This is a genomic window from Streptomyces sp. AJS327 (assembly GCF_013450295.1).
Classification (GTDB): domain Bacteria; phylum Actinomycetota; class Actinomycetes; order Streptomycetales; family Streptomycetaceae; genus Streptomyces.
Genome location: NZ_SKBR01000002.1, coordinates 554,658 through 581,080 on the forward strand (window position 1 = coordinate 554,658; position 26,423 = coordinate 581,080).

The following is a 26,423-nucleotide window of genomic DNA, read 5'->3' on the forward strand; positions in this document are numbered from 1 at the left end:
GCCCGTACGGTCAGCTCCACCCGCAAGATGTGTGCCAGTCCCGAGGAGCTGTACGACATGAGCGCCGACACGCGACCACGGCTGAAGGAAACGATCAGCCAGAAGCGCAGTTCGTTCCGGGAGTGGCGCGGACAGCGCCCGTTCTGGGGCGGGATGCTGACGCTGTTCGCGGGCATCCCCATCATGTACATCCCTTACCAGAACCTCACCCTGGGCTCGCTGACCATCCGGATGTCGACGACCGCGGGCGCGGGCTCGCTGATCATCGGGGTCCTGCTGGTCGTGCTCGGGCTGACCATGTGGTTCCAGCCCACCTCCCGGGTGTTCGCCGGTGTCGCGGCGATCCTGCTGGCCCTGGTCTCCCTCGTCGTCTCGAACGTGGGGGCCTTCCTGCTGGGCTTCCTGCCCGGGCTAATCGGTGGTGCGCTGGGCATCGCCTGGGCGCCCGGCCGGCCCGCGGCCCGCGGCCCCGGGGAGGCCGGTTCCCCCGACGGCGGGTCCGGCGCGCGGAGGTCCGCCAACGACGCCGAGGAGAAGGGCGGTTCGGCCGCCGGAGCCGCCGCCGACGACACCGCCGGCGAGGACGCGGCCCAGGACGACGCGGACGCGGCGAAGGGCGCCAACGATCCCGGGACCGGTTCCCGGGAGGACCCAGCACTCTTTGGAGCGGCTTCGCCCAGCGGAGCCCCGAACCACGGGAACGGGAGGCATCGTGCCGGGTGACGAGGCGCACGAGGAGCCGGGCGCGGAGCGCGAGCCCGCCGCCGACACCCCCCGCGCGAAGAGCGGACCGCGGCACGCGGCTCCGCGGAAGCCGCTGCTGACCCGGCTGCACGTGCCGGCTGGCAAGGCGATAGCCCTCGCCGCGATGCCCTCGGCGGTCCTCATGGGCATGGGCCTCACGCCCCAGCTGGCGAACGCCAAGCCGCTGCCCAAGAACCCCTTCAAGGAGGGGCCGTGCGTGTCCGCGCCGGACAAGGAGGCGGACGAGGACGAGCAGGACCAGAAGGACGCGAAGGAGAAGGCGAAGGAGAAGCGGGAGAAGGAGCGGGAGGCCCGGGAGAAGCGGGAGAAGGAGCGCGCCGCCAAGGAGAAGGCCGCCCGGGAGAAGGCCGAGAAGGAGCGCGAGGAGTCCGGTGAGGGCTCCGGCGGCGGGTCCGGCTCCGGCGGTTCGGACGGCGGCTCCGGGGACTCCGGCGGCTCCGGCGAGGAGGCGCCCGACGACGGCGACTCCGCGGACTCCGGCGGCTCGGGCGAGGACACCGAACCGAAGAACCCCCTCGACCCGCTGGGCCTCGGCGACAAGCTCCGCGACATCTTCACCCCGAAGGAGAAGAAGGAGGCGGAGGAGCGCGAACGGCGCGAGGCCGCCGAGCGGGAGCGCGAACAGGACAGCTCCGGCTCCTCTGACTCCTCGGGCTCCTCCGACGGTGACGCGGCGGGCGACAAGGCCCGCGAGACCGTCGACAAGGCGAAGGAACGCGCCGAGAAGGCCCGGGAGAAGCTCTCCGACGCGACGAAGGACGCCAAGGACGCGGCCAAGGACGCCGGGGAGAAGGACGGGAAGGGCGAGAAGGGCACCGATGACGCGGCGGCCGAGCCGGACGAGGACGGCAAGAAGCCGTTCCCGTGCGTCGAGGAGAAGAAGGACCCGGGCGAGGACGAGGACACCCCGGCCACCCTGCCCAACTCCCCCTGGTACCTGGAGGCCACCTCGCTCACCCTGCACAAGCTGGACTACAAGGGCGTCGTCAACGTCACGATGGCGAACGGGAAGACCAAGCAGGTCCTCAAGTACACGGCGGACAGCCTCGACATCGTCGACCTGCACCAGACCGTGCCAGCGCCGGGTGGGGTCGAGCACCACGCCCGGGCCGCCCAGGGCAGCACCTCCACCGTGCGTGGCGGCACCGTGATGTACACCGAGGAGCTGAAGGGCAACCTCTTCGGGCTGATCCCGGTCACCTTCAACCCGGAGAACCCGCCGCCGCTGAACATCGCCGAGGTGTTCTTCACCAAGGTGAAGGTCACGCAGGCGGGCCAGTTCGGTGGGAACCTCACCATCCCCGGGCTGAACCAGCAGGTCACCACCGGAAACTGAGCCACCGGCAGCTGAGTGACCGGCACCTGGCCACCGGTACCTGAGTCGTCGTCGGCGACCGGGTCGGCACCGCCCGGCGCGCCACGGGCCCGCCCCCGATCGGGGGCGGGCCCGTGCGCGTGGCGCTGGCGTCGCGTCAGCGGGGTGTGGCTCAGCCGCCCTGGGCGTTGCCCAGCGCGTGCACCCGCACCATGTTGGTGGTTCCGGGGACGCCGGGCGGCGAACCGGCCGTGATGATCATGGTGTCGCCCTGGTCGTAGCGCTGGAGCTTCAGCAACTCCGCGTCCACCAGGTCGACCATCTCGTCGGTGTGGTCGACGTGCGGCACCACGTAGGTCTCCACGCCCCAGCTGAGGGTCAGCTGGTTGCGGGTCGCGGGGTCCTCGCTGAACGCGAGGATGGGCTGGCTCGTGCGGTAGCGGGAGAGCCGCCGCGCGGTGTCCCCCGACTTGGTGAACGCCACCAGCGCCTTGGCGTCCAGGAAGTCCGCCATCTCGCAGGCCGCGCGCGCCACCGAACCGCCCTGCGTACGCGGCTTCTTGCCGGGCACCAGCGGCTGGAGGCCCCGGCCCAGCAGCTCCGTCTCGGCCGCCTCCACGATCCGGGACATCGTCGTGACCGTCTCGACCGGGTACTGGCCCACCGAGGACTCGGCGGACAGCATCACCGCGTCCGCGCCGTCCAGGATCGCGTTGGCGACGTCGCTCGCCTCGGCGCGCGTGGGGCGGGAGTTGGTGATCATCGACTCCATCATCTGGGTGGCGACGATGACCGGCTTCGCGTTCCGGCGGCACAGGTCGACCAGCCGCTTCTGCACCATCGGCACCCGCTCCAGCGGGTACTCGACGGCCAGGTCACCGCGGGCCACCATCACCCCGTCGAAGGCCATGACGACGTCCTGCATGTTGGCGACCGCCTGCGGCTTCTCCACCTTCGCGATCACCGGGACGCGCCGTCCGACCTCGTCCATCACCCGGTGCACGTCCCGTACGTCGGAGGCGTCGCGCACGAAGGAGAGGGCGACCATGTCGCAGCCGAGGCGGAGCGCGAACCGCAGGTCCTCGATGTCCTTCTCGGACAGCGCGGGGACGTTGACGGCGGCGCCGGGCAGGTTGATGCCCTTGTGGTCGGAGATCACCCCGCCCTCGATGACGATGGTGTGCACCCGAGGGCCCGCCACCTCGGTCACCTGGAGGGCGACGTTGCCGTCGTTGATGAGGATCGGGTCGCCCTTGGCGACGTCCCCGGGGAGCCCCTTGTAGGTGGTGCCGCAGAGGGAGCGGTCGCCCGCCACCTCCTCGGTGGTGATGGTGAACTCCTCGCCCCGGACCAGCTCGACGGGGCCGTCGGCGAAGGTCTCCAGCCGGATCTTGGGGCCCTGGAGGTCAGCGAGGACCCCGACCGCCCGGCCCGTGGCCTCGGCGGCCTGACGGAGGCGGTGGTACCGCTCCTCGTGGTCCGAGTGGGTCCCGTGGCTCATGTTGAACCGGGCCACGTTCATGCCGACGTCGATCAGCGTGGTGAGCTGTTCGAGCGTGTCGGTGGCCGGGCCCAGGGTGCAGACGATTTTGGAACGGCGCATGGTGCGATCCTATCGGTTTGTTTACGAATGAAACGAACCGGAGAGCCGAGGCCCCGCCCTACCGGGCGACGAGCGCGTGGGTCTGCTGGGCGATCTCCAGCTCCTCGTCGGTCGGGACGACGGCCACCGCGACCCGCGCGCCCGCGGGCGAGACCAGCCGCGGTTCGGCCGAGTCCCGGGTGTTCAGCTCGGGGTCGACGGCCAGCCCGAAGGCGTCGAGCCCCGCCACGGCGGCCTCCCGGACCGGGGGCGAGTTCTCCCCGACACCCGCCGTGAACACCACCGCGTCGACCCGGCCCAGCACGGCGTGGTACGCGCCGACGTACTTGCGCAGCCGGTGCGTGTACACGTTGAAGGCCAGCTGGGCCGCGGCGTCGCCCGCGTCGATCCGGCGGCGGATCTCCCGCATGTCGTTGTCGCCGCACAGCCCGGCCAGGCCGCTGTGCCGGTTCAGCAGCGTGTCCACCTCGTCCATCGACATTCCGGCGACCCGGCCGAGGTGGAAGACCACCGCCGGGTCGATGTCCCCGGACCGGGTACCCATCACGAGCCCTTCCAACGGGGTCAGCCCCATCGAGGTGTCCACACAGCGGCCACCCCGCACCGCCGAGGCCGAGGCGCCGTTGCCCAGGTGCAGCACGATCAGGTTCAGCCCGGCCGGGTCCCGGTCGAGCAGCCGCGCCGCGCGGCGCGCGACGTAGGCGTGCGAGGTGCCGTGGAAGCCGTAGCGGCGGATGCGGTGCTCGTCCGCGATCCGCGCGTCGATCGCGTACCGCGCGGCGTACTCCGGCATCGAGGCGTGGAACGCGGTGTCGAACACCGCCACCTGGGGCAGCGTCGGGCGCAGCGCCCGCGCCGTGCGGATGCCCGTCAGGTTCGCCGGGTTGTGCAGCGGCGCGACCGGCACCAGCCGCTCGATCTCCGCGATCACCTCCTCGTCGATCAGCGCCGGTTCGGTGAACCGCAGCCCGCCGTGGACCACGCGGTGGCCGATCGCGGCGAGCCGCGGCGAGTCCAGCCCGAGGCCGTCCGCGGCCAGCTCCTCCGCCACCGCCTTCAGCGCGGCCTCGTGGTCGGCCACCGGCGTCCGCTGGACGCGCTGGCCGCCGCCGGTGCTCAGCGGGGTGTGCGCCAGCCGCGAGGCGCCCTCGCCGATGCGCTCCACCAGACCGACCGCCAGCCGGGTCTCCGTCTCCATGTCGAGCAGCTGGTACTTCACCGAGGAGGACCCGGAGTTGAGGACGAGGACGCGGGTTCCGGTCACGGGATCGGGCTTTCTGCGCGAGGACGGTGGGACGGCGCCTCGGGGAGGCGGGCGGTGCGGGCGAGCGGTCAGCCGGGCGCGCCCGGCGACTCGCCCTGCGCCTGGACGGCGGTGATCGCCACGGTGTTCACGATGTCCTGCACCAGGGCGCCGCGCGACAGGTCGTTGACCGGTTTGCGCAGCCCCTGGAGCACCGGCCCGACGGCGACCGCGCCCGCCGAGCGCTGCACCGCCTTGTAGGTGTTGTTGCCGGTGTTGAGGTCGGGGAAGACCAGCACCGTGGCCCGGCCCGCCACCTGGGAGCCGGGCAGCTTGGTCGCCGCTACCGAGGGCTCGACGGCGGCGTCGTACTGTATCGGGCCCTCCACCAGCAGGTCGGGGCGTCGCTCCCGGACCAGTTCGGTGGCGCGCCGCACCTTGTCCACGTCGGCGCCCGAGCCGGAGGTGCCCGTCGAGTAGGAGAGCATCGCGACGCGCGGCTCCACCCCGAACCGGGCGGCGGTGGCGGCCGACTGCACGGCGATGTCGGCGAGTTCCTCCGCCCCGGGGTTCGGGTTGACGGCCGCGTCGCCGTAGACCAGCACCCGGTCGGCGAGGCACATGAAGAAGACCGAGGAGACGATCGAGGCGTCCGGGGTGGTCTTGATGATCTCGAAGGCGGGCCGGATGGTGGCCGCGGTGGAGTGCGCGGCGCCCGACACCATGCCGTCCGCCAGCCCCTCACGGACCATCAGCGTCCCGAAGTACGACACCTCGGCCACCACGTCGAAGGCCAGCTCGAAGGTGACGCCCCGGTGGGAGCGCAGCTCCGCGTACAGCTCGGCGAACCGCTCCCGCAGCGGGGAGGTGGCCGGGTCGACGATCCGCGCCACCGCCCCGGAGCCCTCGGGGATCTCGCCCTCCCCGAGCACCGGCAGGTCCACGCCCAGCTCGGCGGCGCGCTTGCGCACCACGTCGCCGTCGCCCAGCAGGGTGAGGTCGCAGACGCCGCGCCGCAGCAGTACCTCGGCGGCGCGCAGCACCCGCTCCTCGGTGCCCTCCGGCAGCACGATGTGCCGCCGGGCCGCGCGGGACCGCTGGACCAGCTGGTGCTCGAACATCATGGGCGTCACCCGGGCGCTGCCCACCACCGCGAGCCGCTCGCTGAGCCGGTCGGCGTCCACGTGGTTCTCGAACAGGCCGAGGGCGATCTCCGCCTTGCGGGGGGTGGCCGCGGTGAGTTTGCCCTCCAGGGCGGACAGTTCGGCGGCGGTGGGGAAGGAGCGGCCGGGGACCGTCAGCACCGGGCTGCCGGGTGCGAGGCGGGTGGCCAGTGCCAGCGTCTCGGCGCCCGGGTGCTCGCCCAGGGTGAGCAGCACCCCGGCGATGGGCGGGGAGCCCGCGGCGTGCGCGGCCAGCGAGCCCACCACCAGGTCGGCGCGGTCGCCCGGGGTGACGACCAGGCAGTTCTCGGTCAACGCCGGGAGGAAGGTGGGCAGATGGGCACCGCCGAAGACGAAGTCCCGGACGTCGCGGGCGAGTCCGGACGGGTCGCCGAGCAGCAGCTCGGCGCCGAGCGCGTCCTTGATCTGGGCGACGGTGGGGGCGGAGAGCGCCGGTTCCTCCGGCAGGACGTAGACCGGCACCGGGAGGCGCTCGCCGAGGTCGCGCGCGGCCGCCGCCGCCTCGCCGCCCCGCACCCGGTTGGCGATCATGGCGATGACCTCGCAGCCCAGCGCGTCGAAGGCGTGGTACGCGTTGCGCACCTCCGCGGCGACCGACTCCGCGAGCTGGCCGCCGCCGGGCACCACCGGGATGACCCGGGCGCCGAACTCGTTGGCCAGCCGGGCGTTGAGCGCCAGTTCGGCGGGGAGCTGGGTGTCGGCGTAGTCCGTGCCGAGCACCAGCATCGTCTCGTAGTCCCCGGCTACCTCGTGGTACCGCTCGACCAGCCGTTCGACCAGTGCGTCCTGGCCACGTTCCGCCTGGAGCGCGGTGGCCTCGTCGTAGCCGAGCCCGAAGACCGTCCCGGCGGGCTGGGTCAGCCGGTAGCGGCTGCGCAGCAGGTCGTAGAGCCGGTCGGGCCCGTCGTGCACCAGCGGGCGGAAGACCCCCACCCGGTCGACCTGCCGGGTCAGCAGCTCCATGACCCCCAGCTCGACGACCTGCCGCCCGTCGCCGCGGCCGATACCCGTCACGTACACGCTGCGCGTCACGCGCCCACTCCCTCGTACGGTCGGAAAGCGCCCCGCAGAGCACGCCTCTACGCGGGACAATACCCAGGGCACCGGTGAGCGCGCCCGCCAGGTCGCGGTGCGTGACGGCTCCGTCGTACGGAGTGTCGGGCGGGGGCGTTCCGGGTACCCCGGAGGACCGCCGGGCCGGGGCGCCCACCTGCTGGGACGGAGTGCCCGCCGCGCTGCCGACGTGGAACAATCGCACGTGTTCACCCTCGCCGAGCTCGCAGAGTCACCGAGCAGGACAGGAAGCGAATCGCATGCGTATCGGAGTCCTCACCGCTGGCGGAGACTGCCCCGGTCTGAACGCCGTGATCCGGTCCATCGTGCACCGCGCCGTGCACGACAGGGGGGATGAGGTCATCGGCTTCGACGACGGCTTCAGGGGCCTGCTGGACGGCCGGTACCGGCCCCTCGACATCAACTCCGTGAGCGGCATCCTGGCCCGCGGCGGCACCATCCTCGGCTCGTCCCGGCTGGAGCGCGGGCGGCTCCGCGAAGCCTGCGACAACGGCGAGGAGTTGGTGGCCCGGCTGGGGCTGGACGCGCTGATCCCGATCGGCGGCGAGGGCACCCTCACCGCCGCGCGGATGCTCGCCGAGGCGGGGCTGCCCGTCGTCGGGGTGCCGAAGACGATCGACAACGACATCTCGGCCACCGACCGCACCTTCGGGTTCGACACCGCCGTCAGCGTCGCCACCGAGGCGATCGACCGGCTCAAGACGACCGCCGAGTCGCACCAGCGCGTGATGGTGGTCGAGGTGATGGGGCGGCACGCGGGCTGGATCGCGCTGGAGGCCGGGATGGCCGGCGGGGCGCACGGCATCTGCATCCCCGAACGCCCCTTCGAGGTGGGCGACCTGGTCAAGATGGTCGAGGAACGCTTCGCCCGGGGAAAGAAGTTCGCGATCGTCTGTGTGGCGGAGGGCGCCCACCCGGCCGAGGGCTCGATGGACTACGAGAAGGGCGCCATCGACGCCTACGGGCACGAGCGGTTCACCGGTATCGGCAACCGCCTCGCGGTCGAGCTGGAGGAGCGGCTGGGCAAGGAGGCCCGTCCGGTCATCCTCGGCCACGTGCAGCGCGGCGGCACCCCCACCGCCTACGACCGGGTGCTCGCCACCCGGTTCGGCTGGCACGCCGTGGAGGCCGCGCACCGCGGCGACTTCGGGCGGATGACGGCGCTGCGCGGAACCGACGTGGTGATGGCCCCGCTGGCTGACGCCGTCTCGGAGCTGAAGCACGTGCCGCAGGAGCGGATGGACGAGGCCGAAGCGGTCTTCTGACCGCCCCGCCGGAACCCGCCCCAACACGCGACGCGCCAGCGCGCCCAACGTCACAACGTGCCCCGCACGCCGTGCTGTTCGGCGTGCGGGGGCCGCCCGGACCGCTCCCGGCCCCGGCGCCGGAACCCCGCCACCTCTTCCCGGGTCCGCTTCCGGGCTCGGGTCAACGGGCCTGCGCCCCGGCGGAGTTAACCGCCGGGGCGTGCTTCTGGGGCGCTCTTCCCGGGAGTTGGCGGAAGCGCGCGCCCAGGCCCGCGCCGGAGGCCCGCTCACCGGAGGGTCCGCCCGCCCGGCGGAGGTCAACCCGCCGGTGGTCCGCCCGTCGGCCGGGGTCCGGCGCGGCGCCGTCCCTTCCCGGCGGCGCTCCTCCCGTACGGCGGGGCCGCGTTCACCCCTTGATGGCACCGCCCAACGCGAAGCCGGAGCCGAGCTTTCGGGCGATCAGGAGGTAGAGCAGGATGACGGGGGTGGAGTAGAGGATGGAGAACGCGGCGAGCTGACCGAACACGATCGCGCCGTAGTTGCCGAAGAACGTGAAGATGCTGACGGACGCCGGGATCTGCTCGGGGCTGATCAGCAGCATGAAGGGAACGAAGAAGTTCCCCCACATCATGATGAAGCTGTACACGGTGACGACGCCGATCCCCGGCCCCATCAGCGGCAGGATCACCCGGAACAGCGCCTGGAACCAGCTCGCGCCGTCCGTCCAGGCGGCCTCCTCCAGCGCCCGCGGCACCCCGTCCATGAAGTTCTTCATCAGCCAGACGGCGAAGGGCAGTTGGGAGGTGGCGAGGAACAGCGCCGTGCCCGACATCGTGTCGATCAGGTTGACCCGCACGAACAGCCCGTAGACCGGCACCATCACGGCGGTGATCGGCAGGCAGGTGCTGAAGAGGATGGTCAGCAGGAACGGGCGGGAGAACCGCGAGCGGAAGCGGGAGAGCGGGTAGGCCGCCAGCGCCGCGCAGGCCACGGTGAGCAGCGTGGCGCCGCCGCACAGCAGCAGGCTGTTGAGCATCGGGGTGAAGGTGATCTCGTCGGTGAGCACCGCCGAGAAGTTGTCGAGCGTCGGCGAACCGGGCGGGCGGACCCGCAGGGTCGCCTCCGCGTCCAGCGAGGCGAACACCAGCCAGAGCAGGGGCACGGCGAAGGCCGTGGCGACGATCAACAGTCCGGTGCTGGCGGCGAGTTGCTGCTGCATGCTGCGTTTGCGCACACGACCTCCTGGCACACCGTGGTGAGTCGGCTCGCAGCACTGTACGCCCGGCGCGGGCGCGCCGGTATGGGCCGTTCCCGGCCGGTGGAGGGGGGACGGACGCGCCGGGCGGGGAGCGTGGGGCGTTCGCGCCGCATAGCCGGGGCGCGGAGTGGGCAGCCCATAACAACGTTGTCACGGGGCCGATCTCCGGTTCCCGCACGGGCATTGACCGTGCGGCCCGGCGAGCGCCACCGTAACGGTCACCAGCCGCGGCCCGAGGAGGTCCGACCGTGCGCCCCACCGCCTCGTTAGTCCTCACCTGCGTCACCGTCCTCGCCGTGGGCACGCTCAGCGCCTGCGGCGGCGGTTCCGGCAAGGACAAGGACACCCTGACGATCGTTTTCCACAAGGAGACGGACAGCAAGGTCACCGTCAAGGACGACTACTTCAAGCAGGTGGCCGAGGAGTTCGAGAAGCGGTACGAGGGAAAGAAGGTGGAGGTCCGCGGGATCCAGGCGCCGCAGCGGGACTACTACACCAAGGTCCAGCAGATGATGCGCTCCCCGAAGACCGCGCCCGACCTGGTCTACGAGGACACCTTCCTGATCAACTCCGATATCAAGAGCGGTTATCTGCGCCCGCTCGACGACCATCTGAAGAAGTGGAAGGACTGGAACCAGTTCGACGAGGGCGCCAGGAAGGCCGTCCAGGCGGAGGACGGCAAGACCTACGGCGTCCCGGACGGCACCGACACCCGGGGGCTCTGGTTCAACAAGAAGATCTTCCAGAAGGCCGGACTGCCGCTCGACTGGCAGCCCCGCACCTGGGAGGACGTGCTGGAGGCCGCGCGCACCATCAAGAAGAAGGTGCCCGGCGCCATCCCGCTGAACGTCTTCACCGGCAAGGGCGCGGGCGAGGCGGCGGCCATGCAGGGCATGGAGATGCTGCTCTACGGCACCGGCGCCGACCCGCTGTACGACCCGGAGGCCCGGAAGTGGGTGACCGGCGGCAAGGGGTTCGTGGACAGCCTGGAGTTCATCAAGAAGGTGTACGGGGAGAAGCTCGGCCCCGCCGAGGACGAGGCGCTGGACCCCAACATCACCACCACCGTCGCCACCCAGCTGATCCCCGAGGGCAAGCTCGCCATCGCGCTGGACGGCTCCTGGCTCGGCCAGTTCTGGGTCAAGACCGGCGGGAACCCGTGGCCGGAGTGGAAGGAGACCATGGGCCTGGCCGCGATGCCCACCCAGCGCGGGCAGGCGCCCGGTGAGGTCAGCATGTCCGGCGGCTGGGCCTGGTCGATCCCGCGGAAGGCCCACAACCCTGGCATGGCCTGGAAGATGATCGAGCTGTTCCAGTCGAGGAAGAACGCCGTGGACTGGTGTGTGCGCGGTGCGCAGATCGCCGTCCGCGAGGACGTCGCCGAGGACCCGCGGTACCTGGAGTCCATGCCCGGCACCAAGTTCTTCACCCAGCGGGTGAAGAACTCCCACTTCCGCCCGGCCTACCCCGTCTACCCGCAGGTGTCCAAGGCGATGACGGACGCCATGGAGTCGGTGACCACCGGCGAGGCGTCCCCCACCGAGGCCGCGAAGGGGTACGACGAGCAGGTGGAGTCCATCGCCGACGGCGCGGTCACCTCGAAGTGAGCGGCGCGACGCTCACGGAGCGGCGCCCGGCCGGGGAACCCTCCGGCCGGGCGGGGGAGTCGCGGCGTCCGCGGCGGAGGCGGGCGCCCCGCGCGCTGCGCTGGCTGCCGCTCGCGCCCACGACCGTGCTCCTGCTGCTGTTCCTCGCCGGGCCCATCGGCTACTGCGTCTACATCGCCTTCACCGACACCCAGCTGACCGGGCAGGCCTCGGCCTCCTTCGTCGGCTGGGAGAACTTCCGCAAGGCCTTCGCCGACGACAACTTCCGCAACGCGGTCCTGCTCACCCTGGTGTTCACCCTGCTCTCCTCGATCGTCGGGCAGAACACGCTGGGCCTGACGCTGGCGCTGCTGATGCGCCGCGCGACCCGTCCGGTGCGCACCCTGACCGGCGCGATCGTCATCGGGGCCTGGGTGCTGCCGGAGATCGTCGCCGGGTTCCTGCTCTACTCCTTCTTCGCGCGGGAGGGTTCACTCAACGCGCTGCTGGGCGGGCTCGGTCTGCCCGAGCAGAACTGGCTCTACACGCTGCCCATCCTGGCGGTGTCGATGGCCAACGTCTGGCGGGGCACGGCGTTCTCGATGCTGGTCTACTCGGCGGCCCTCGCCGAGATCCCCCGGGAGGTCGCCGAGTCGGCGGAGGTCGACGGGGCCGGTGGCTGGCGGCGCCTCTGGTACATCACGCTGCCGATGATCCGCCGCTCCATCGGCACCAACCTGATGCTCAACACCCTCCAGACGCTCTCCGTCTTCGGGCTGATCTGGGCGATGACGCAGGGCGGGCCCGGCCGGAAGAGCGAGACGCTGCCGCTGTTCATGTACGACGAGGCGTTCAACAAGTCGCTCATCGGCTACGGAACGGCCATCGCGCTGCTGCTCCTGCTGGTGGGCGCGCTGTTCTCGGTCGTGTACCTGCGGCTGCTGCGGGAGGACGACTGAGGGCGACTGGGTGGTACCGCCCGCGCGCGGTCCCGAGCCCATGACGTACTGTCAACTCACGTTTGTAGAGGGTTGATTGACATGCGGGCTCACTGCGGAGACGCCAGTTCCGGTTCAGCCGAGAGCGTGCGGGCCGTGACGGGAGCGCCGGGAGCGGGCAGGGTCGGGCTATGAGGCTGCTGATACTGGGTGGTACCGAGTTCGTCGGTCGTGCGGTCGCCGAGGAGGCGCGGCGGCGCGCCTGGCACGTCACGGTGTTCCACCGGGGCCACACCACCCCTCCCGAGGGGGTGACCGCGCTGCGTGGCGACCGCGTCGGCGAGGGCGGTCTCGCCGCCCTCGCCGAGGGCACCTGGGACGTCGTCCTCGACACCTGGAGCGGCGATCCGGAGGCGGTGCGCGCGGCGGCCCGGCTGCTCGCCGACCGCGCCGGGCACTACGTCTACGTCTCCAGCCGGTCCGTGTACACCTTCCCGGCGGCGCCCGGCGCCGACGAGAACTGGCCGCTGGTCGACGCCGCGCCGGAGGCGGTCCCCGGAGACGCGGCGGGGGAGTACGCGCGGGCCAAGCGTGCCGGGGAGGCCGCCGCCCGCGAGGTGTTCGGGGAGCGGGCGCTGCTCGCGCGCGCCGGGCTGATCCTCGGCCCGCACGAGAACGTGGGCCGGCTGCCGTGGTGGCTGCGGCGGATGGCGCGCGGCGGTCCGGTGCTCGCGCCGGGACCGCGCGAGCACCCCCTCCAGTACGTGGACGTGCGGGATCTCGCGATCTGGATGCTGGACTCGGCGGCCCGGGGACTCGGCGGCGCCTTCAACCTGGCCAGCCCCCGCGCCTTCACCACCACCGGAGAGCTGCTGGAGACCTGCGTCGAGGTCACCGGGGGGCACGCCGAGCCGCGCTGGGCCGAGCCCGGGCGGATCCTCGACGCCGGGATCGAGCCCTGGACGGAGCTGCCGATCTGGCTGCCCCCGGGCGAGGCGCACGGCGCGATGCTGGACGCCGACGTCTCGCGCGCCCTCGCCAGCGGGCTGCGCTGCCGTCCGGTGGGGGAGACGGTCCGTGACACCTGGGAGTGGCTGCGCGGGCTGGACGGCGCCCGGCTGGACGCGCATCCGCGCGCGGTGCGCGGCCTCGCGCCCGAGCGGGAGGCCGAACTCCTGCGCTCCCTCCCGTAGTTCGTCAACCTCCCCGCGAGGGGCGGCGGTTGACTCGCCGCCCGTTCGCCCACCGCCCGTGGGGAGCGGCCGGGCGGGTCAGCCGCGCCAGCGGTAGGCGAACTCGGGCCGCCCCACATGCCCGTACTGCGGCTGCCGCTCGGCGTGGGCGGTGCCCACCAGGTGCTCCAGGTAGCGGCGGGCGGTGATCCGGTTGACCCCGACCGTCCCGGCCGCCGCGCTCGCCGTGACCCCCGCGCCGCCGGCCTCGCGCAGCACCGCGGTGACCCGCTCCAGCGTGGGCGCGCTCAGCCCCTTCGGCAGCGTGTCCGGCTGCGGCGAGCGCAGCACCGACAGGGCGCGGTCCACCTCGGCCTGGCTCGCCTCGCCGCCCGCGCCCGCGGTGCTGGTGCGGAACTCGGCGTAGCGCAGCAGCCGGTCGCGGAGGGTGGGGAAGGTGAACGGCTTCAGCACGTGCTGCACGACGCCGAGCGCGACCCCCTCGCGGACGATGGTCAGCGCGCGCGCCGAGGTCACCGCGAAGACGTCAGTGGTGCGGCCCGCCGCGCGCAGCGAGCGGAGCAGCGTGAGCCCGTGCCCGTCCGGCAGGTAGAGGTCCAGCAGGATGAGGTCGACGTGGGTGCGCTCCAGCTCCCGTACCGCGTCGGCGCGGGAGCGCGCGACGGCCGCCACGGCGAAGCCTGGCACCCGCCCGACGTACTGGGCGTGCGCGTCGGCGGCGACCGGATCGTCCTCCACCACCAGGACGCGCAGCGGCTCCTCGCCGCCCGGGCTCGCGGCGCCGCCGCTCACCGGGCCGCCCCCGGCGCCGTCGGGGCCACCGCGCCGCCGGGACGCGGATCCGGCCGGGGGCCGGTGCGCAGCGGCAGCCGCACGGTGAACTGGGCCCCGCCGTCCGGTGCCTCGGCGACGGTGATGTCGCCGCCGTGGCGGCGTACCGCCTGCCGGACGAGGGCCAGTCCGAGGCCCCGGCCCGTGCCCCCGCCCGCGTGGTGGCCCCCGCCGGTGAGGCGGGTCCCGGGGGAGGGGGAGGCCCCGGCCGTCCGGGGTGGCCGTTCCGGCTTGGTGGACCAGCCGCGTTCGAAGACCGACTCGGTGGCCTCCGGGGGGATGCCGGGGCCGGTGTCCGCCACCCGGATCAGCAGCGTGCCGCCCGTCCCGTCCGGTGCGCCTTCCGCGCTGTCCGGGGACTCCGGGCCCGGCGGTGCCGTCTCGCGGTGGAGGGTGACCGTGACCCGCGGGGTCCGGGCGGGCCGCGCTGGCGTCTGCCCTGGGATTGGCGCCGCCGCCGAACTCGCGGGCGCCGTACGGGAGTCCGGGGGCGCGGGGTGGTGGGCCGGGGAGCCGGAGGCCGCGTCCACCGCGTTGTCGATCAGGTTGCCGAGCACGGTGACCAGGTCGCGGGAGGGCGGCCCGGCCGGGAGGGGGCCGTCGCCGAGCTGGCTGTCCTCGGAGAGCGCCAGCTCCACGCCGCGCTCGTGGGCCTGCGCCGCCTTGCCCAGCAGCAGCGCGGCGAGTACCGGTTCGGCGACGGCCGTGACCACCCGGTCGGTGAGGGCCTGGGCCAGCTCCAGTTCCTCCGTCGCGAAGTCCACCGCCTCGTCGGTACGGCCCAGTTCGATCAGCGAGACCACGGTGTGCAGCCGGTTCGCCGCCTCGTGCGCCTGGGAGCGCAGCGCCTCGGAGAAGCCGCGCAGCGAGTCCAGCTCCCCGGCGAGGGACTGGAGTTCGGTGTGGTCCCGCAGGGTGACCACGGTGCCGCGCTGTTCGCCGCCGGAGACCGGCGAGGTGTTGATCACCAGTACCCGGTCCGCCGTGAGGTGCACCTCGTCCACCCGGGGTCCGGAGGAGAGCAGCGCCGCCGTCACCGAGGGCGGCAGCTCCAGCTCCTCGACGGCCCGCCCCACCACCTCGGGCGCGGAGGGGTCCGCTGGCCGCCCGGGACCGGTCAGGCCGAGCAGTTCGCGGGCTCCGTCGTTGATCAGCGCGACGCGGCGTGCGCCGTCCAGCATCAGCAGTCCCTCCCGGACGGCGTGCAGGGTCGCCTGATGGTAGTCGTGCAGGCGGCTCAATTCGGCCGCGTTCATGTCATGTGTATGCCGTCGCAACCGGGCGTTGACCATATAGACGCCCAGGCCGCCGAGTCCGAGCGCGGCGACCGCCACCCCGGCCAACAGCAGGACCTGGGTGCGCAGTTCCTCGGTGATGGTGTCCACCGCGATGCCCGCGCTGACCAGCCCCACCACCCGGCCACCGTCCCGCACCGGGACGACCGCGCGCACCGACGGCCCCAGGGTGCCGGTGAAGGTCTCGGTGAAGGCCCGTCCCTCCAGGGCCGGGGAGGTCCGGCCCAGGAACCGGCCGCCGATCCGCTCCGGGTCCGGGTGGGTCCAGCGCCGCCCGCGCGGGTCCATGATCGTGATGAAGGTGACGCCGGTGTCCCGGCGCACCCGCTCCGCGTACGGCTGGAGCTTGGCCGTGGGCCGGGGCGAGCGGATCGCCGCCCGCACCGAGGGGGAGTCCGCGACCGAGGCGGCCGTCGCCCGGGCCAGGTGCGCCGCCGACTTCTCCGCCTGCATCCGGTCCGTCACGTACACGAAGACCGCGCACCCCGCGACGACCAGCGCGACGACGACCACCTGCATCGCGAACAGCTGCGCCGCCAGGCTGCGCGGCCGTCGCGCGGAGGGGGATCGGGTGCGGGGGGTGCGCATGCGGTCAGTCTGCCTCGCGGAGTTTCCGTGCACGTAATGCACGTAACAGTGACGTGAACCACCCTCCAGTGCATAGTCACCGGGACTCGATCGCATAGCGGCCCGTGATCGGCGCACGTCAGGACGAGTCACACCCCCCAATGACGCAGACCTCAGTGACGTAGGACGAGGAGCCGCCGTGTCCCAGCCGACACCGCAGACGCAGCCGCCACCGGCGAAGCGGGACCGCACCCATTACCTCTACATCATGGTGATCATCGCCGTGGTCCTCGGTGCGGGACTCGGCTTCGCCGCGCCCGGTGTGGCCAAGGAGCTGAAGCCGATCGGGGAGGGATTCATCGCCCTGATCAAGATGATGATCTCGCCCGTGATCTTCTGCACCATCGTGCTGGGCGTCGGCTCGGTGCGGAAGGCGGCCAAGGTCGGCAAGGTCGGCGGGCTCGCGCTCAGTTACTTCATGGTGATGTCCACGGTCGCGCTCGCCATCGGGCTGGTCATCGGCAACCTGCTGCACCCCGGCAGCGGCCTCGACCTTACCCAGGAGGCCCGCGAGGCGGGCGCCAGCCAGGCCAAGGACGGCGGCGAGAGCACCGTCGACTTCCTGCTCGGCATCATCCCCACCAGCATGGTCTCCGCCTTCACCTCGGGTGAGGTGCTCCAGACGCTGCTCGTCGCGCTGCTGGTGGGCTTCGCGCTCCAGGCCATGGGCCGCACCGGCGAGCCGATCCTGCGCGGGATCGGCCACCTCCAGCGCCTGGTGTTCCGGGTGCTCGCCATGGTGATGTGGGTCGCGCCGGTGGGCGCCTTCGGCGCGATCGCCGCGGTGGTCGGGGAGACCGGGGGCGACGCGCTCCAGGCCCTCGCCGTCATCATGATCGGCTTCTACATCACCTGCGTGCTGTTCATCGTGGTGGTGCTGGGGCTGCTGCTCTGGTTCGTCTCCGGCGTCAACATCTTCTCGCTGATGAAGTACCTGGGCCGGGAGTTCCTGCTGATCGTCTCCACCTCCTCCTCCGAGTCGGCGCTGCCCCGGCTCATCGGGAAGATGGAACACCTGGGCGTCAGCCGGCCGGTGGTGGGCATCACGGTGCCGACCGGCTACTCCTTCAACCTGGACGGCACCGCGATCTACCTGACGATGGCCTCGCTCTTCGTCGCCGAGGCCATGGGCGACCCGCTCTCGCTGGGCCAGCAGCTGTCCCTGCTGCTCTTCATGATCATCGCGGCCAAGGGGGCGGCGGGTGTCTCCGGCGCCGGACTGGCCACCCTGGCCGGTGGCCTCCAGTCACACCGGCCGGAACTGGTCGACGGGGTCGGGCTGATCGTCGGCATCGACCGCTTCATGAGCGAGGCCCGGGCGCTGACCAACTTCGCGGGCAACGCGGTCGCCACGGTGCTGGTGGGCACCTGGACCAAGGAGATCGACCGGGAGCGGATGAACGAGGTGCTCGCCGGGCGGCTCCCGTTCGACGAGCAGACGCTCACCGCCGACGACGACTACGGGAAGAGCGGCACCGCCGAGGACGGCGAGGACGCTGGCGTGCCCGCCGCGCGGGACGCCGGGGACGCCTCCGGCGACGCCCCGTCGCTCAGCAAGTCCCCGCGCTCCTGACCCACCGCGTCCCCACTGGACGCGCGTTCCCCGCCGGGCGGGGGCGGACTCCACCGCCCCCGCCCGGCTCGTTCCGTCCGGCTCGCCCCGTCCGGAACGGGACGGTGGACGGCGGCGGGAAATCCGGTGCCCGGGACGCCCGGTGGCCGTGCGTCAGGCGACGTGGCGGAGCCGGAACCAGAAGAAGCCGCGTCCGCCGAGGGTCAGCAGGTACGGCCGCTCGCCGATCTCCGGGAAGCGGACACCGCCGATCAGCTCCACCGGCACCCGGCCCGCGTACCGGCCCAGTTCCAGTTCGGTGGGCTGGGGGAAGCGGGAGAAGTTGTGGACGCACAGCACCACGTCGTCCCCGCCGTCCGGCAGCGCCGCCGCGCGCAGGAAGGCGAACACCGCCTGGTTGGTGGAGGGCAGTTCGGTGTAACTGCCCAGCCCGAAGGCCGGGTTCTGCTTCCGGATCTCGATCAGGCGGCGGGTCCAGTGCAGCAGGGAGGACGGTGAACTCATCGCCGCCTCGACGTTGGTGACCTGGTAGCCGTAGACCGGGTCCATGATGGCGGGCAGGAACAGCCGCCCCGGATCGCAGGAGGAGAAGCCCGCGTTGCGGTCCGGGGTCCACTGCATCGGGGTGCGCACGGCGTCGCGGTCCCCGAGCCAGATGTTGTCGCCCATCCCGATCTCGTCGCCGTAGTACAGGATCGGGGAGCCGGGCAGGGAGAACAGCAGCGCGGTGAACAGCTCGATCTGGTCGCGGTCGTTGTCGAGCAGGGAGGCGAGGCGACGCCGGATGCCGATGTTGGCGCGCATCCGCGGGTCCTTGGCGTACTCCGCGTACATGTAGTCCCGTTCCTCGTCGGTGACCATCTCCAGCGTCAGCTCGTCGTGGTTGCGCAGGAAGACGCCCCACTGGCAGCCGGACGGGATGTGCGGGGTCTTGGCGAGGACCTCCGCGACGGGGTGGCGGGACTCCCGGCGCACCGCCATGAAGATCCGCGGCATGACGGGGAAGTGGAAGGCCATGTGGCACTCGTCGCCGCCGTTCTCCGGCGAGCCGAAGTAGTCGACGACGTCCTCCGGCCACTGGTTGGCCTCGGCGAGCAGCACGGTGTCGGGATATCGCGCGTCGATCTCGGCACGCACCCGCTTCAGGAATTCGTGCGAGCGCGGCAGGTTCTCGCAGGTGGTGCCGGACTCGGCGTAGAGGTAGGGCACGGCGTCCAGCCGGAAGCCGTCGATACCGAGGTCCAGCCAGAACCGGAGCGCGGCGAGGATCTCCTCCCGCACGGCCGGGTTCTCGTAGTTGAGGTCCGGCTGGTGCGCGAAGAAGCGGTGCCAGTAGTACTGCCGCCGCACCGGGTCGTAGGTCCAGTTGGAGGACTCGGTGTCGACGAAGATGATCCGGGCCTCGGGGTAGCCGCCGTCGTCGTCGGCCCAGACGTAGTAGTCGCCGTAGGGGCCGTCCGGATCCCGGCGGGACTCCTGGAACCACGGGTGCTGGTCGCTGGTGTGGTTCATGACGAAGTCGATGATGACGCGCATGCCCCGCTGGTGCGCGGCGTCCACGAAGTCCACGAAGTCCGCGAGGTCGCCGAAGTCCGGCAGGACGGCGGTGTGGTCGGAGACGTCGTACCCGCCGTCCCGCAGCGGTGAGCTGAAGAACGGCGGCAGCCAGAGACAGTCGACGCCGAGCCACTGGAGGTAGTCGAGCCGGGAGGTGAGCCCCCGCAGGTCCCCGACGCCGTCTCCGTTGCTGTCCTGGAAGGAGCGCACCAGCACCTCGTAGAAGACGGCGCGCTTGAACCACTCCGGATCCCGCTCGCCCCGCGGGGTGTCCTCGAAGGTGTCGGGAACGGGGTCGTTGACGGTCATGGCGGCTGGCCCTCCGGTCTGCTCGGTGAGGTCGCAGGTGAGGACGTGTGCCGGTGCCGGGGGGTCACCACCCGGATCGAGGCGCACGAGGTCGACCCGGCCCCAGTGGTAGGTGGCGCCGGTGAGTTCGTCACGCACCGGCGGGGAGGTGGCCTCGGCCGGTGGTTCGCCCGCGGGCGCGGTCCGAGAAGTGCCGTCCTGCCCAACGAGTCCGTGGCCTCCTGGGTGTGGCGCGCCTCGGGATGACCACCACCGGCGCGGGGCCCTCGGGGGACGCGCGGAGCGGGGCGGGCGCCCGCGCGCTCGGCCGCCGCCCCGTCGCGCGGGCGCGTCCTGCCCCACGCGCCGGGCTGGCGGGCTCCGGCGCCGGGCCACGGAAGGGCCGGGGCGCCGGGCACACGGAAGGGCCGGTCCGGTGTTCCCACCGGACCGGCCCCCACTCCCCGCCGTCCTCGGCCGCCGCCGGGCGAACCGGCGGCCCGCCGGGGGCCGTTGGGCCCCGGCTGCCGGGCGGTGGCGGCGCGCCGCCCCGGCGGTCCGGGTCAGCGCGCCGCGTCGGTCACTTGACGGAGACCGCCGTCCAGGCCGCCTCGACCGCCTTCACCTCGGCGCTGTCCGCGCCGTACAGGTCGGTCGCCGAGGCCACCGTGGCCTCGCGCGCCGCCGCGTAGTCGGTGGTGGAGGTCATCTGCTCGGTGAGGGCCTTGAACCAGATCTGCTCGGCCTTGTCGATGCCGATGCCCTCCAGCGTGGAGCCGTCCGCGGTCGGCGAGTTGTACTTCACGCCGTTGATCTCCTTCTCGCCGCTGCCCTCGGACAGCAGGAAGAAGAAGTGGTTCGCGATGCCGGACGAGTAGTGCACGTCCACGTTGCCCGCGTTCTCGTCCCAGTAGTCCAGCGAGTCGCCGTCCTTGCTGGGCTCGTCCATGTACCGCAGCGGGGTGCCGTCGCCGTTGATGTCGATCTGCTCGCCGACGTGGTAGTCGGCGACGTCGACCTCGCTGTTGGCCTTGAACTCCACGGCCGCCGCGAAGATGTCGGAGGTGGCCTCGTTCAGGCCGCCCGACTCGCCCGCGTAGACCAGCCCCGCGGTGGTGGAGGTGACGCCGTGCGTCATCTCGTGCGCGGCGACGTCCAGCGAGGTGAGGGGCTTCTTGTTGCCCTCGCCGTCGCCGTAGGTCATGCAGAAGCAGCTGTCGTCCCAGAAGGCGTTGACGTAGTTGTCGCCGTAGTGGACCCGGGACAGGGCGCCCTTGCCGTCGCCCGCGATGCCCTCGCGGCCGTGCGTGTCCTTGAAGTAGTCCCAGGTCACGCCAGCGCCGTAGTGGGCGTCGACCCCGGCGGTCGCCGGGTCGCCCGGGGTGCCGTCGCCGAAGGCGTCGTCCTCGTCGGTGAAGGGCTCGCCCTCGCCGCTCTGGCCGCCGTCCAGGTTCTGCGTCCGGTTGCCGCCCCGGCCCTCGTCGTCGAGGGTGAAGGCGCCGTCCGAACCGGAGGTGCCGATCTCGACGGAGCCGCTGTACTGGCTCTCGCCCGTGCCCTCCTTGATGGCCTGGTACTCGAAGAGCTTCTCGCCGGTCGCCGCGTCGGTGATGACGTGCATCCGGTTCGGGGTGCCGTTCTCCTGCGTCCCGCCGACGACCTTCTCCCAGGCCAGCGTCGGTTTGCCGTCGGCCGCCCAGACCACCTTGCGGGGGGCCTCGCTGCCCTTGGCGGCGGGGGTGGCGGGCTTGTGCTCGGCGACCGCCTTGGTCGTGGCGACGGTGATCTTCGCCTTCGTCGCCTTGGTGACGCCGGTCCGCTCGCCCGAGGCCGACTTGTGCACCACCAGGTCGCCGCCGAGGACCGGCAGCCCGTCGTAGGTGCGCTCGTAACGAGTGTGGGTGGCCCCGTCCTCGTTCTTGATGACGTCCTTGACGTGCAGCTTCTCCTTGGCGCCGAGCTTGAGGGCGGTGGCCTCGGCAGAGGTGGCCCGCTCGGTGTCCGCCTTCTTGATCAGCTTGGTGTGCTCGGCTCCGGAGAGCTGTGCCGGAAGCGCGCCCTGGCGGGCACCGTCCGGCTCGGACGGGGCGGCCCCCGCGGTGCCGGCGGTGATGCCCGCCGCCACCAGCGCGGCGGTCGCGGCCAGCGCGGATATCCGCTGCTTCCTGCTGAGGGTTCTCACTCAGGAACTCCTTCTGCGTGGGGACCGGACGGCGGAACCGTCCGGGCAGAACCGAAGTACGGCTTGCGCGCGTGCTGTTCGGCGACAGCACAGCGTGCTGAGGCAGACTGCCACTACAGGCGAGTACATGTCACGGTCCCTGGCGCGGTTATCCACCCCGGCCCGTCGATTTCGTCTCATGACACGATGGGGGGAGCCGGATAGCGGACGCGTATCACGCCCGGGCGGACGGGCCCCGTGCCGAGGGCCCGTCACCCCGTCGGGCATGCTACGGACATGACCACGGAGGCCGCCGCGGAGTTCGCCTCGCACCGATCCCGGCTCTTCTCGCTCGCGTACCGGACGCTCGGTTCCGCGTCCGAGGCCGAGGACGCCGTGCAGGACACCTACCTGCGCTGGAGCGCGGCCGACCGCGCCCTCATCCACACCCCGGCCGCCTGGCTGACCCGGGTCCTGACGAACCTCTGCGTCAACCGGCTCACCTCGGCCCGCGCCCGGCGGGAGGTGTACGTCGGGACCTGGCTGCCCGAACCGGTCCTCACCCACCCCGCCGCCAGTGAACTGGGCCCGCTGGAGACCGCCGAGCAGCGGGAGTCGGTGTCGCTCGCGCTGCTCACCCTGATGGAGCGGCTCACCCCGGCGGAGCGCGCGGTGTTCGTCCTGCGGGAGGCGTTCGGGCACAGCCACCGCGAGGTCGCCGAGGCCGTCGGTATCGAGGAGGCGCACTCACGCCAGTTGCATCGCCGGGCCCGCGAACGCCTCGACGGGCGGCGGCACTTCGACGTCGACGGGGCGGGGCACCGGCGGATCGTCGAACGCTTCCTCGCCGCCACCCTCGACGGCGACCTGGCCGGGCTGGAGCGGCTGCTCGCCGACGACGTGGTCGCCTGGACGGACGGCGGTGGCCAGGTGACCGCCGCGCGGCGGCCGATCGCCGGACGCGCGCGGGTCCTGCGCTATCTGCTGGGCCTGGGCTCCCGGCCCGAAGTGGCGTACGTCCACTTCGAGTTCGTCGAGGCGAACGGCGCCCCGGCGGCGCTCGTCCGCGCGGACCGGACGCTGGTCGCCGTGGTCGTCCCGGAGATCCACGACGGTCTGGTCAGCGGGGTGCGCACGATCGTCAACCCCGCCAAACTCGCCTTCGCCGCCCGCCAGTCCGCCGCGTGAGCGCCCGGGCGGAGCCCGGCCGGGCGGTTCCGGAGCCCCGCGTCCGGTGAGCCCGCCCCCTCGAACTCATCGGGCGGGACGGGCGGTTCGGGAGACCCGGGCTGGATGGCCCAACTCGCGGTACCGGTGAGGTGCTTCGGTGGGCCGGGTGGTTCGGGAGTCCGAACGCACGGTGGCGGCGGGGTGGTTCGGGAGGCCGGGCGGCCAGGCGCGTTCCGGGAGCTGGTGACCGGGCCGAGGCGGTGACGGTGCCCCCGGCCGTCAACGAGCCCCGGACAGCGAGGCGTTACCGGGCATACTGCCAGTGGGCGCCGAGGACCGGTCCCGCGTGCGCGGAGCGAGGCACGGGGACGATACCGGCGCGGCACGGGACACGTACGGGGTGACCGGGGGATGGTGTCATGGACGTGATCGAGGTAGCCGACCTGCGCAAGACGTACGGCCGTCGCACCGTGGTGGACGGCGTGAGCTTCTCCGTCGAACAGGGCGAGATATTCGGCGTGCTGGGGCCCAACGGCGCCGGCAAGACGACGATGGTGGAGTGCGTCGGGGGACTGCGGCGGCGCGACGGCGGCAGCGTCCGTGTCGCGGGCAGGGACCCGGCCGAGGAGGAAGCCGCGCTGCGCACCACGCTCGGCATCCAGCTCCAGGAGTCCCAACTGCCGGACAAGATGCGGGTGGGCGAGGCGCTCCGGCTGTACGCCAGCTTCTACCCCCGGCCGCACGACCCCGACGAACTGCTGGAGCGGCTCGGACTGTCCGGGCAGCGCGGGACGTACTTCGCGAAGCTCTCCGGCGGTCAGCGACAAAGGCTGTCCGTCGCCCTCGCGCTGGTCGGCAGGCCGCGCGTCGCGATCCTCGACGAGCTGACCACCGGGCTGGACCCGGTCGCCCGCCGCGAGGTCTGGGAGCTGCTGGAGGACCTGCGCGGGACCGGGCTGACGCTGCTGCTGGTCTCGCACTTCATGGAGGAGGCCACGCGGCTGTGCGACCGGGTCGTGGTGCTCGACCGCGGCCGGATCATCGCGGCCGACACCCCTGACGGGCTCGCCAGCGGCGTCCGCGCCGAACAGCGGATGAGCTTCGCGCCGTCCGAGACGTTCGACCTCGCCACCCTCGACGCGCTGCCGGAGGTGCGCACCGTCGCCTCCTCGGGCGGCCGGGTCACGGTGACCGGCACCGACCAGGTCACCAGCGCGGTGATCATCGCGCTGCACGAGCGCGGTGTCTCGGTCGGCGGGCTCCGCGTCGACCAGCCGAGTCTGGACGACGCGTTCGTCGCCCTCACCGCCACGGAGGAGACGCCCGCGGACGAGACCGGGTGGCGGGGGGAGACAGGGCCGCCGGGGGAGCGGCGTCCGGCGGCCGAGGCGGCGCCCCGATGAGCGAGGTGACGACCGCCGAGTCCGCGGACGCCGTCCGCCCGCCCCGCGTCAACTGGCGGGCGAGCCGGGCGATGCTGGGCAGCGAGGCGCGGCTGATGGGCCGCAGCCCCGGTGTCCTGATCTGGACCGTGCTCCTGCCGGTCACCGCCTGCGTCGTCCTCGCCTCGATCCCCGGTGTCCGCGAGACCTCACCGGACCTCGGCGGCCTGAGCCTCTTCCAGATCTACCAGCCGATCCTGATCTTCTTCACGATGACCCTGCTGTCCGTCCAGGGACTGCCCAGCGTGGTGACCCGCTACCGCGAGATGGGCGTCCTCAAGCGGCTGCGCACGACCCCGGTCTCGGCGGCGCTGCTGCTGTTCGCGCACCTCACGCTCATCCTCGCGGTGGCGGTCGCCTGCCTGGCGGTGATGGTCGTGGTCCCGGCGCTGGTGGGCGCGGGCTGGCCGCGCGACCCCGGCGGCTTCCTCCTCGCCTACCTGCTCGGGGCGTGGGCGATGCTCGGACTCGGGCTGGTCGTCGCCGGGCTGTTCCGCAGCGCCCGGTTCGCCGCGGGGCTCGGCTCGTTCCTCTTCTTCGTGCTCCAGTTCCTCGCCGGGCTCTGGCTGCCCCGGCCCGCCATGCCCACGTGGCTGCTGCGCCTCTCCGACGTCACACCGAGCGGCGCGGCCGTCCAGAGCCTGACCGACGCCAGCCTCGGCCACTGGCCCGGCGCGCTCCACCTGATCGTGCTCGCGGCCTGGGGCGCGGTGGGGTCACACGTGGCCATCCGGTACTTCCAGTGGGACTGACCCGGCCGACCCGCCGAGCCGGGCCGACCCGCTGCCTCAGACGACCGAGCCGTCCCACCGCCCCGGCCGGCCAACCCGCCGCCACCGGTGGCCGGTTGGCCCGGCGGCCGGTCTGACCGGTTGGCCCGGCGGCTGGTCGGCCGGTCTGACCGGGCGGCCGGGTGACCCGCGTCACCCGGGGAGCTGTCACGGATCCGCCCGCCCGCCGGTTCAGGGGGCATGGCACATCACATCGTGGTTCTGGGAGCCGGGTACGCCGGACTGTCCGCCGCCAAGGGCGTGGCCCGGCGGCTGCGCCGCGCCCCTGCGCGCGTCACCCTGGTCAACGCGGCCGGGCACTTCGTCGAGCGGGTCCGGCTGCACCAACTCGCCGCGGGGCGGCCGCCGAAGGAACCGCCGCTGCGGGACCTCCTCGCCGGAACCGGCGTCGGGCTGCGCGTCGCGCGGGTGACCGCCGTCGACGCCGCCGCCCGCACCGTGCGGCTCGACTCCGCCCCGCACGTCATCCCGTACGACACCCTCGTCTACGCGCTGGGCAGCGAGGCCGACACCACCGTCCCCGGGGCCGCCACCCACGCCTCGACGGTGGCCACCCACCGGGACGCGGTCCGGCTGCGGGAGCGGACGGCCGCGGCGCGCGGTTCGCTGGTGGTGGCCGGGGCCGGTCTGACCGGCATCGAGACCGCCACCGAGCTGGCCGAGGCCCACCCCGGGCTCCACGTCCGCCTGGTCACGGCGGGCGCACTCGGCGCGGGGCTCGCGGAACGCGGCCGCCGCTACCTCCGCGACGCCCTGCGGCGGCACGGCGTCGCGCCGCGGGAGCACAGCCCCGTCGCGGAGGTCACCCCCGACGGCCTGCTCCTCGCCTGCGGCGACGAGATCCCGGCCGGCACCGTCGTCTGGACCGCCGGGTTCCGCGCCCCGGACCTCGCGCGGGCGGCCGGGTTCGCCGTCGACGTCCACGGGCGGCTCGCCGTCGACGCGACGCTGCGCTCCCTCTCCCACCCGGAGGTCTTCGCGGCGGGCGACGCGGCCGCCGCGACCGGACCCGACGGGGCCCCGTGCCGCATGTCCTGCCAGACGGGCCTGCCGATGGGCGCGTACGTCGCCCGCGCCGTCGCCGCCACGGTCACCGGACGCGTCCCCCCGCCGCTGCGGCTGCGTCACGTCTGGCGGAACATCAGCCTCGGCCGCGACGACGGGCTCACCCAGTTCACCCGCGCCGACGACCACCCGGTCGCCGCCCTCCTCACCGGCCGCCCCTCCGCCCACTTCAAGGAGGCCGTCACCCGGGGCACGGTTCTGGCCCTGCGCCGCTGAC

General features: G+C 72.8%; 19 protein-coding genes. 11 read left to right on the forward strand and 8 right to left on the reverse strand.

What is annotated here, in order from left to right; genetic code table 11:
• The first annotated feature begins 57 nt into the window (after positions 1-57).
• Complete coding sequence (locus E0L36_RS12215) at positions 58-723, forward strand: DUF6114 domain-containing protein (protein WP_180929044.1); 666 nt, start codon at positions 58-60, stop codon at positions 721-723.
• A complete protein-coding gene (locus E0L36_RS12220) occupies positions 713-2,101 on the forward strand; it encodes a hypothetical protein (RefSeq protein ID WP_180929045.1) in 1,389 nt (462 codons plus the stop codon). The genes E0L36_RS12215 and E0L36_RS12220 overlap by 11 nt, the downstream gene beginning before the upstream one ends.
• Before the next feature lie 151 nt (positions 2,102-2,252).
• On the opposite strand, the gene pyk is transcribed toward E0L36_RS12220, so the two are convergent.
• From pyk to pta, 3 genes are all read right to left on the reverse strand, one after another.
• A complete protein-coding gene (gene pyk / locus E0L36_RS12225; RefSeq protein ID WP_180929046.1) occupies positions 2,253-3,683 on the reverse strand; it encodes a pyruvate kinase in 1,431 nt (476 codons plus the stop codon).
• A gap of 58 nt (positions 3,684-3,741) precedes the next feature.
• Positions 3,742-4,947 (reverse strand): acetate kinase, encoded by a 1,206-nt coding sequence (locus E0L36_RS12230; RefSeq protein WP_180929047.1) that lies wholly within the window; start codon positions 4,945-4,947, stop codon positions 3,742-3,744.
• 68 nt (positions 4,948-5,015) lie between these two features.
• Entirely contained in the window at positions 5,016-7,142 is a 2,127-nt protein-coding gene (gene pta, locus E0L36_RS12235; protein WP_180929048.1) for a phosphate acetyltransferase, read from the reverse strand.
• Between the two features lie 281 nt (positions 7,143-7,423).
• On the opposite strand from pta, the gene E0L36_RS12240 reads away from it, so the two are divergent.
• Positions 7,424-8,449 carry an ATP-dependent 6-phosphofructokinase gene (locus E0L36_RS12240; RefSeq protein WP_180929049.1) on the forward strand — a complete coding sequence of 342 codons (1,026 nt, stop codon included), beginning with the start codon at positions 7,424-7,426 and terminating at the stop codon, positions 8,447-8,449.
• A gap of 388 nt (positions 8,450-8,837) precedes the next feature.
• Here the strand turns inward: E0L36_RS12240 and E0L36_RS12245 are convergent, their stop codons facing one another.
• On the reverse strand, positions 8,838-9,650 hold the full coding sequence (locus E0L36_RS12245; protein WP_180929960.1) for a carbohydrate ABC transporter permease: 813 nt from the start codon (positions 9,648-9,650) through the stop codon (positions 8,838-8,840).
• A gap of 287 nt (positions 9,651-9,937) precedes the next feature.
• On the opposite strand from E0L36_RS12245, the gene E0L36_RS12250 reads away from it, so the two are divergent.
• The 3 genes from E0L36_RS12250 (at position 9,938) to E0L36_RS12260 (ending at position 13,406) form a co-directional block, all read left to right on the forward strand.
• Positions 9,938-11,296 carry an extracellular solute-binding protein gene (locus tag E0L36_RS12250; protein WP_180929050.1) on the forward strand — a complete coding sequence of 453 codons (1,359 nt, stop codon included), beginning with the start codon at positions 9,938-9,940 and terminating at the stop codon, positions 11,294-11,296.
• 95 nt (positions 11,297-11,391) lie between these two features.
• Positions 11,392-12,234 carry a carbohydrate ABC transporter permease gene (locus E0L36_RS12255; protein WP_219636661.1) on the forward strand — a complete coding sequence of 281 codons (843 nt, stop codon included), beginning with the start codon at positions 11,392-11,394 and terminating at the stop codon, positions 12,232-12,234.
• Positions 12,235-12,404: 170 nt separating this feature from the next.
• Entirely contained in the window at positions 12,405-13,406 is a 1,002-nt protein-coding gene (locus E0L36_RS12260; RefSeq protein WP_180929052.1) for an NAD-dependent epimerase/dehydratase family protein, read from the forward strand.
• Positions 13,407-13,484: 78 nt separating this feature from the next.
• Here the strand turns inward: E0L36_RS12260 and E0L36_RS12265 are convergent, their stop codons facing one another.
• Together E0L36_RS12265 and E0L36_RS12270 are read right to left on the reverse strand one after the other, a co-directional pair.
• Positions 13,485-14,198, reverse strand: a complete 714-nt coding sequence (locus tag E0L36_RS12265) for a response regulator (protein WP_180929053.1) — start codon at positions 14,196-14,198, stop codon at positions 13,485-13,487.
• The gene (locus E0L36_RS12270; RefSeq protein ID WP_180929054.1) at positions 14,195-16,120 is read right to left on the reverse strand and encodes a sensor histidine kinase; all 1,926 of its coding nucleotides are present in this window, start codon (positions 16,118-16,120) and stop codon (positions 14,195-14,197) included. The genes E0L36_RS12265 and E0L36_RS12270 overlap by 4 nt, the downstream gene beginning before the upstream one ends.
• Positions 16,121-16,367: 247 nt before the next feature.
• Here E0L36_RS12270 and E0L36_RS12275 point away from each other — a divergent pair, with 247 nt between their 5' ends.
• The gene (locus tag E0L36_RS12275) at positions 16,368-17,732 is read left to right on the forward strand and encodes a cation:dicarboxylate symporter family transporter (protein ID WP_180929961.1); all 1,365 of its coding nucleotides are present in this window, start codon (positions 16,368-16,370) and stop codon (positions 17,730-17,732) included.
• Between the two features lie 153 nt (positions 17,733-17,885).
• Here the strand turns inward: E0L36_RS12275 and treS are convergent, their stop codons facing one another.
• Positions 17,886-19,598, reverse strand: coding sequence for a maltose alpha-D-glucosyltransferase (treS, locus tag E0L36_RS12280; RefSeq protein WP_180929962.1), 1,713 nt, complete (start codon positions 19,596-19,598; stop codon positions 17,886-17,888).
• A 559-nt stretch (positions 19,599-20,157) separates the two neighbouring features.
• Positions 20,158-21,759: a M4 family metallopeptidase gene (locus E0L36_RS12285; RefSeq protein WP_180929055.1), complete on the reverse strand. Its 1,602-nt coding sequence runs from the start codon at positions 21,757-21,759 to the stop codon at positions 20,158-20,160.
• Positions 21,760-22,035: 276 nt separating this feature from the next.
• Between E0L36_RS12285 and E0L36_RS12290 the strand changes: the two genes are divergently transcribed.
• The 4 genes from E0L36_RS12290 to E0L36_RS12305 all read left to right on the forward strand — a co-directional run bounded on the left by E0L36_RS12290 (position 22,036) and on the right by E0L36_RS12305 (position 26,422).
• Positions 22,036-22,926, forward strand: a complete 891-nt coding sequence (locus E0L36_RS12290; protein WP_180929056.1) for an RNA polymerase sigma-70 factor — start codon at positions 22,036-22,038, stop codon at positions 22,924-22,926.
• A gap of 401 nt (positions 22,927-23,327) precedes the next feature.
• On the forward strand, positions 23,328-24,311 hold the full coding sequence (locus tag E0L36_RS12295; protein WP_180929057.1) for an ABC transporter ATP-binding protein: 984 nt from the start codon (positions 23,328-23,330) through the stop codon (positions 24,309-24,311).
• Positions 24,308-25,102, forward strand: coding sequence for an ABC transporter permease (locus E0L36_RS12300; protein ID WP_219636544.1), 795 nt, complete (start codon positions 24,308-24,310; stop codon positions 25,100-25,102). Before E0L36_RS12295 ends, E0L36_RS12300 begins: the two co-directional genes overlap by 4 nt.
• 219 nt (positions 25,103-25,321) lie before the next feature.
• The gene (locus E0L36_RS12305; protein WP_180929058.1) at positions 25,322-26,422 is read left to right on the forward strand and encodes an NAD(P)/FAD-dependent oxidoreductase; all 1,101 of its coding nucleotides are present in this window, start codon (positions 25,322-25,324) and stop codon (positions 26,420-26,422) included.
• Position 26,423 lies beyond the last annotated feature (1 nt).

Bases quoted from the DNA above. Each gene is read 5' to 3' on its own strand.
- E0L36_RS12215 (WP_180929044.1), top strand. From the start codon at position 58: ATGAGCGCCGACACGCGACCACGGCTGAAGGAAACGATCAGCCAGAAG.
- pyk (WP_180929046.1), bottom strand. From the start codon at position 3,683: ATGCGCCGTTCCAAAATCGTCTGCACCCTGGGCCCGGCCACCGACACG.
- E0L36_RS12240 (WP_180929049.1), top strand. From the start codon at position 7,424: ATGCGTATCGGAGTCCTCACCGCTGGCGGAGACTGCCCCGGTCTGAAC.
- E0L36_RS12245 (WP_180929960.1), bottom strand. From the start codon at position 9,650: ATGCAGCAGCAACTCGCCGCCAGCACCGGACTGTTGATCGTCGCCACG.
- E0L36_RS12260 (WP_180929052.1), top strand. From the start codon at position 12,405: ATGAGGCTGCTGATACTGGGTGGTACCGAGTTCGTCGGTCGTGCGGTC.
- E0L36_RS12270 (WP_180929054.1), bottom strand. From the start codon at position 16,120: ATGCGCACCCCCCGCACCCGATCCCCCTCCGCGCGACGGCCGCGCAGC.
- E0L36_RS12275 (WP_180929961.1), top strand. From the start codon at position 16,368: ATGGTGATCATCGCCGTGGTCCTCGGTGCGGGACTCGGCTTCGCCGCG.
- treS (WP_180929962.1), bottom strand. From the start codon at position 19,598: ATGACCGTCAACGACCCCGTTCCCGACACCTTCGAGGACACCCCGCGG.
- E0L36_RS12290 (WP_180929056.1), top strand. From the start codon at position 22,036: ATGACCACGGAGGCCGCCGCGGAGTTCGCCTCGCACCGATCCCGGCTC.
- E0L36_RS12295 (WP_180929057.1), top strand. From the start codon at position 23,328: ATGGACGTGATCGAGGTAGCCGACCTGCGCAAGACGTACGGCCGTCGC.
- E0L36_RS12300 (WP_219636544.1), top strand. From the start codon at position 24,308: ATGAGCGAGGTGACGACCGCCGAGTCCGCGGACGCCGTCCGCCCGCCC.
- E0L36_RS12305 (WP_180929058.1), top strand. From the start codon at position 25,322: ATGGCACATCACATCGTGGTTCTGGGAGCCGGGTACGCCGGACTGTCC.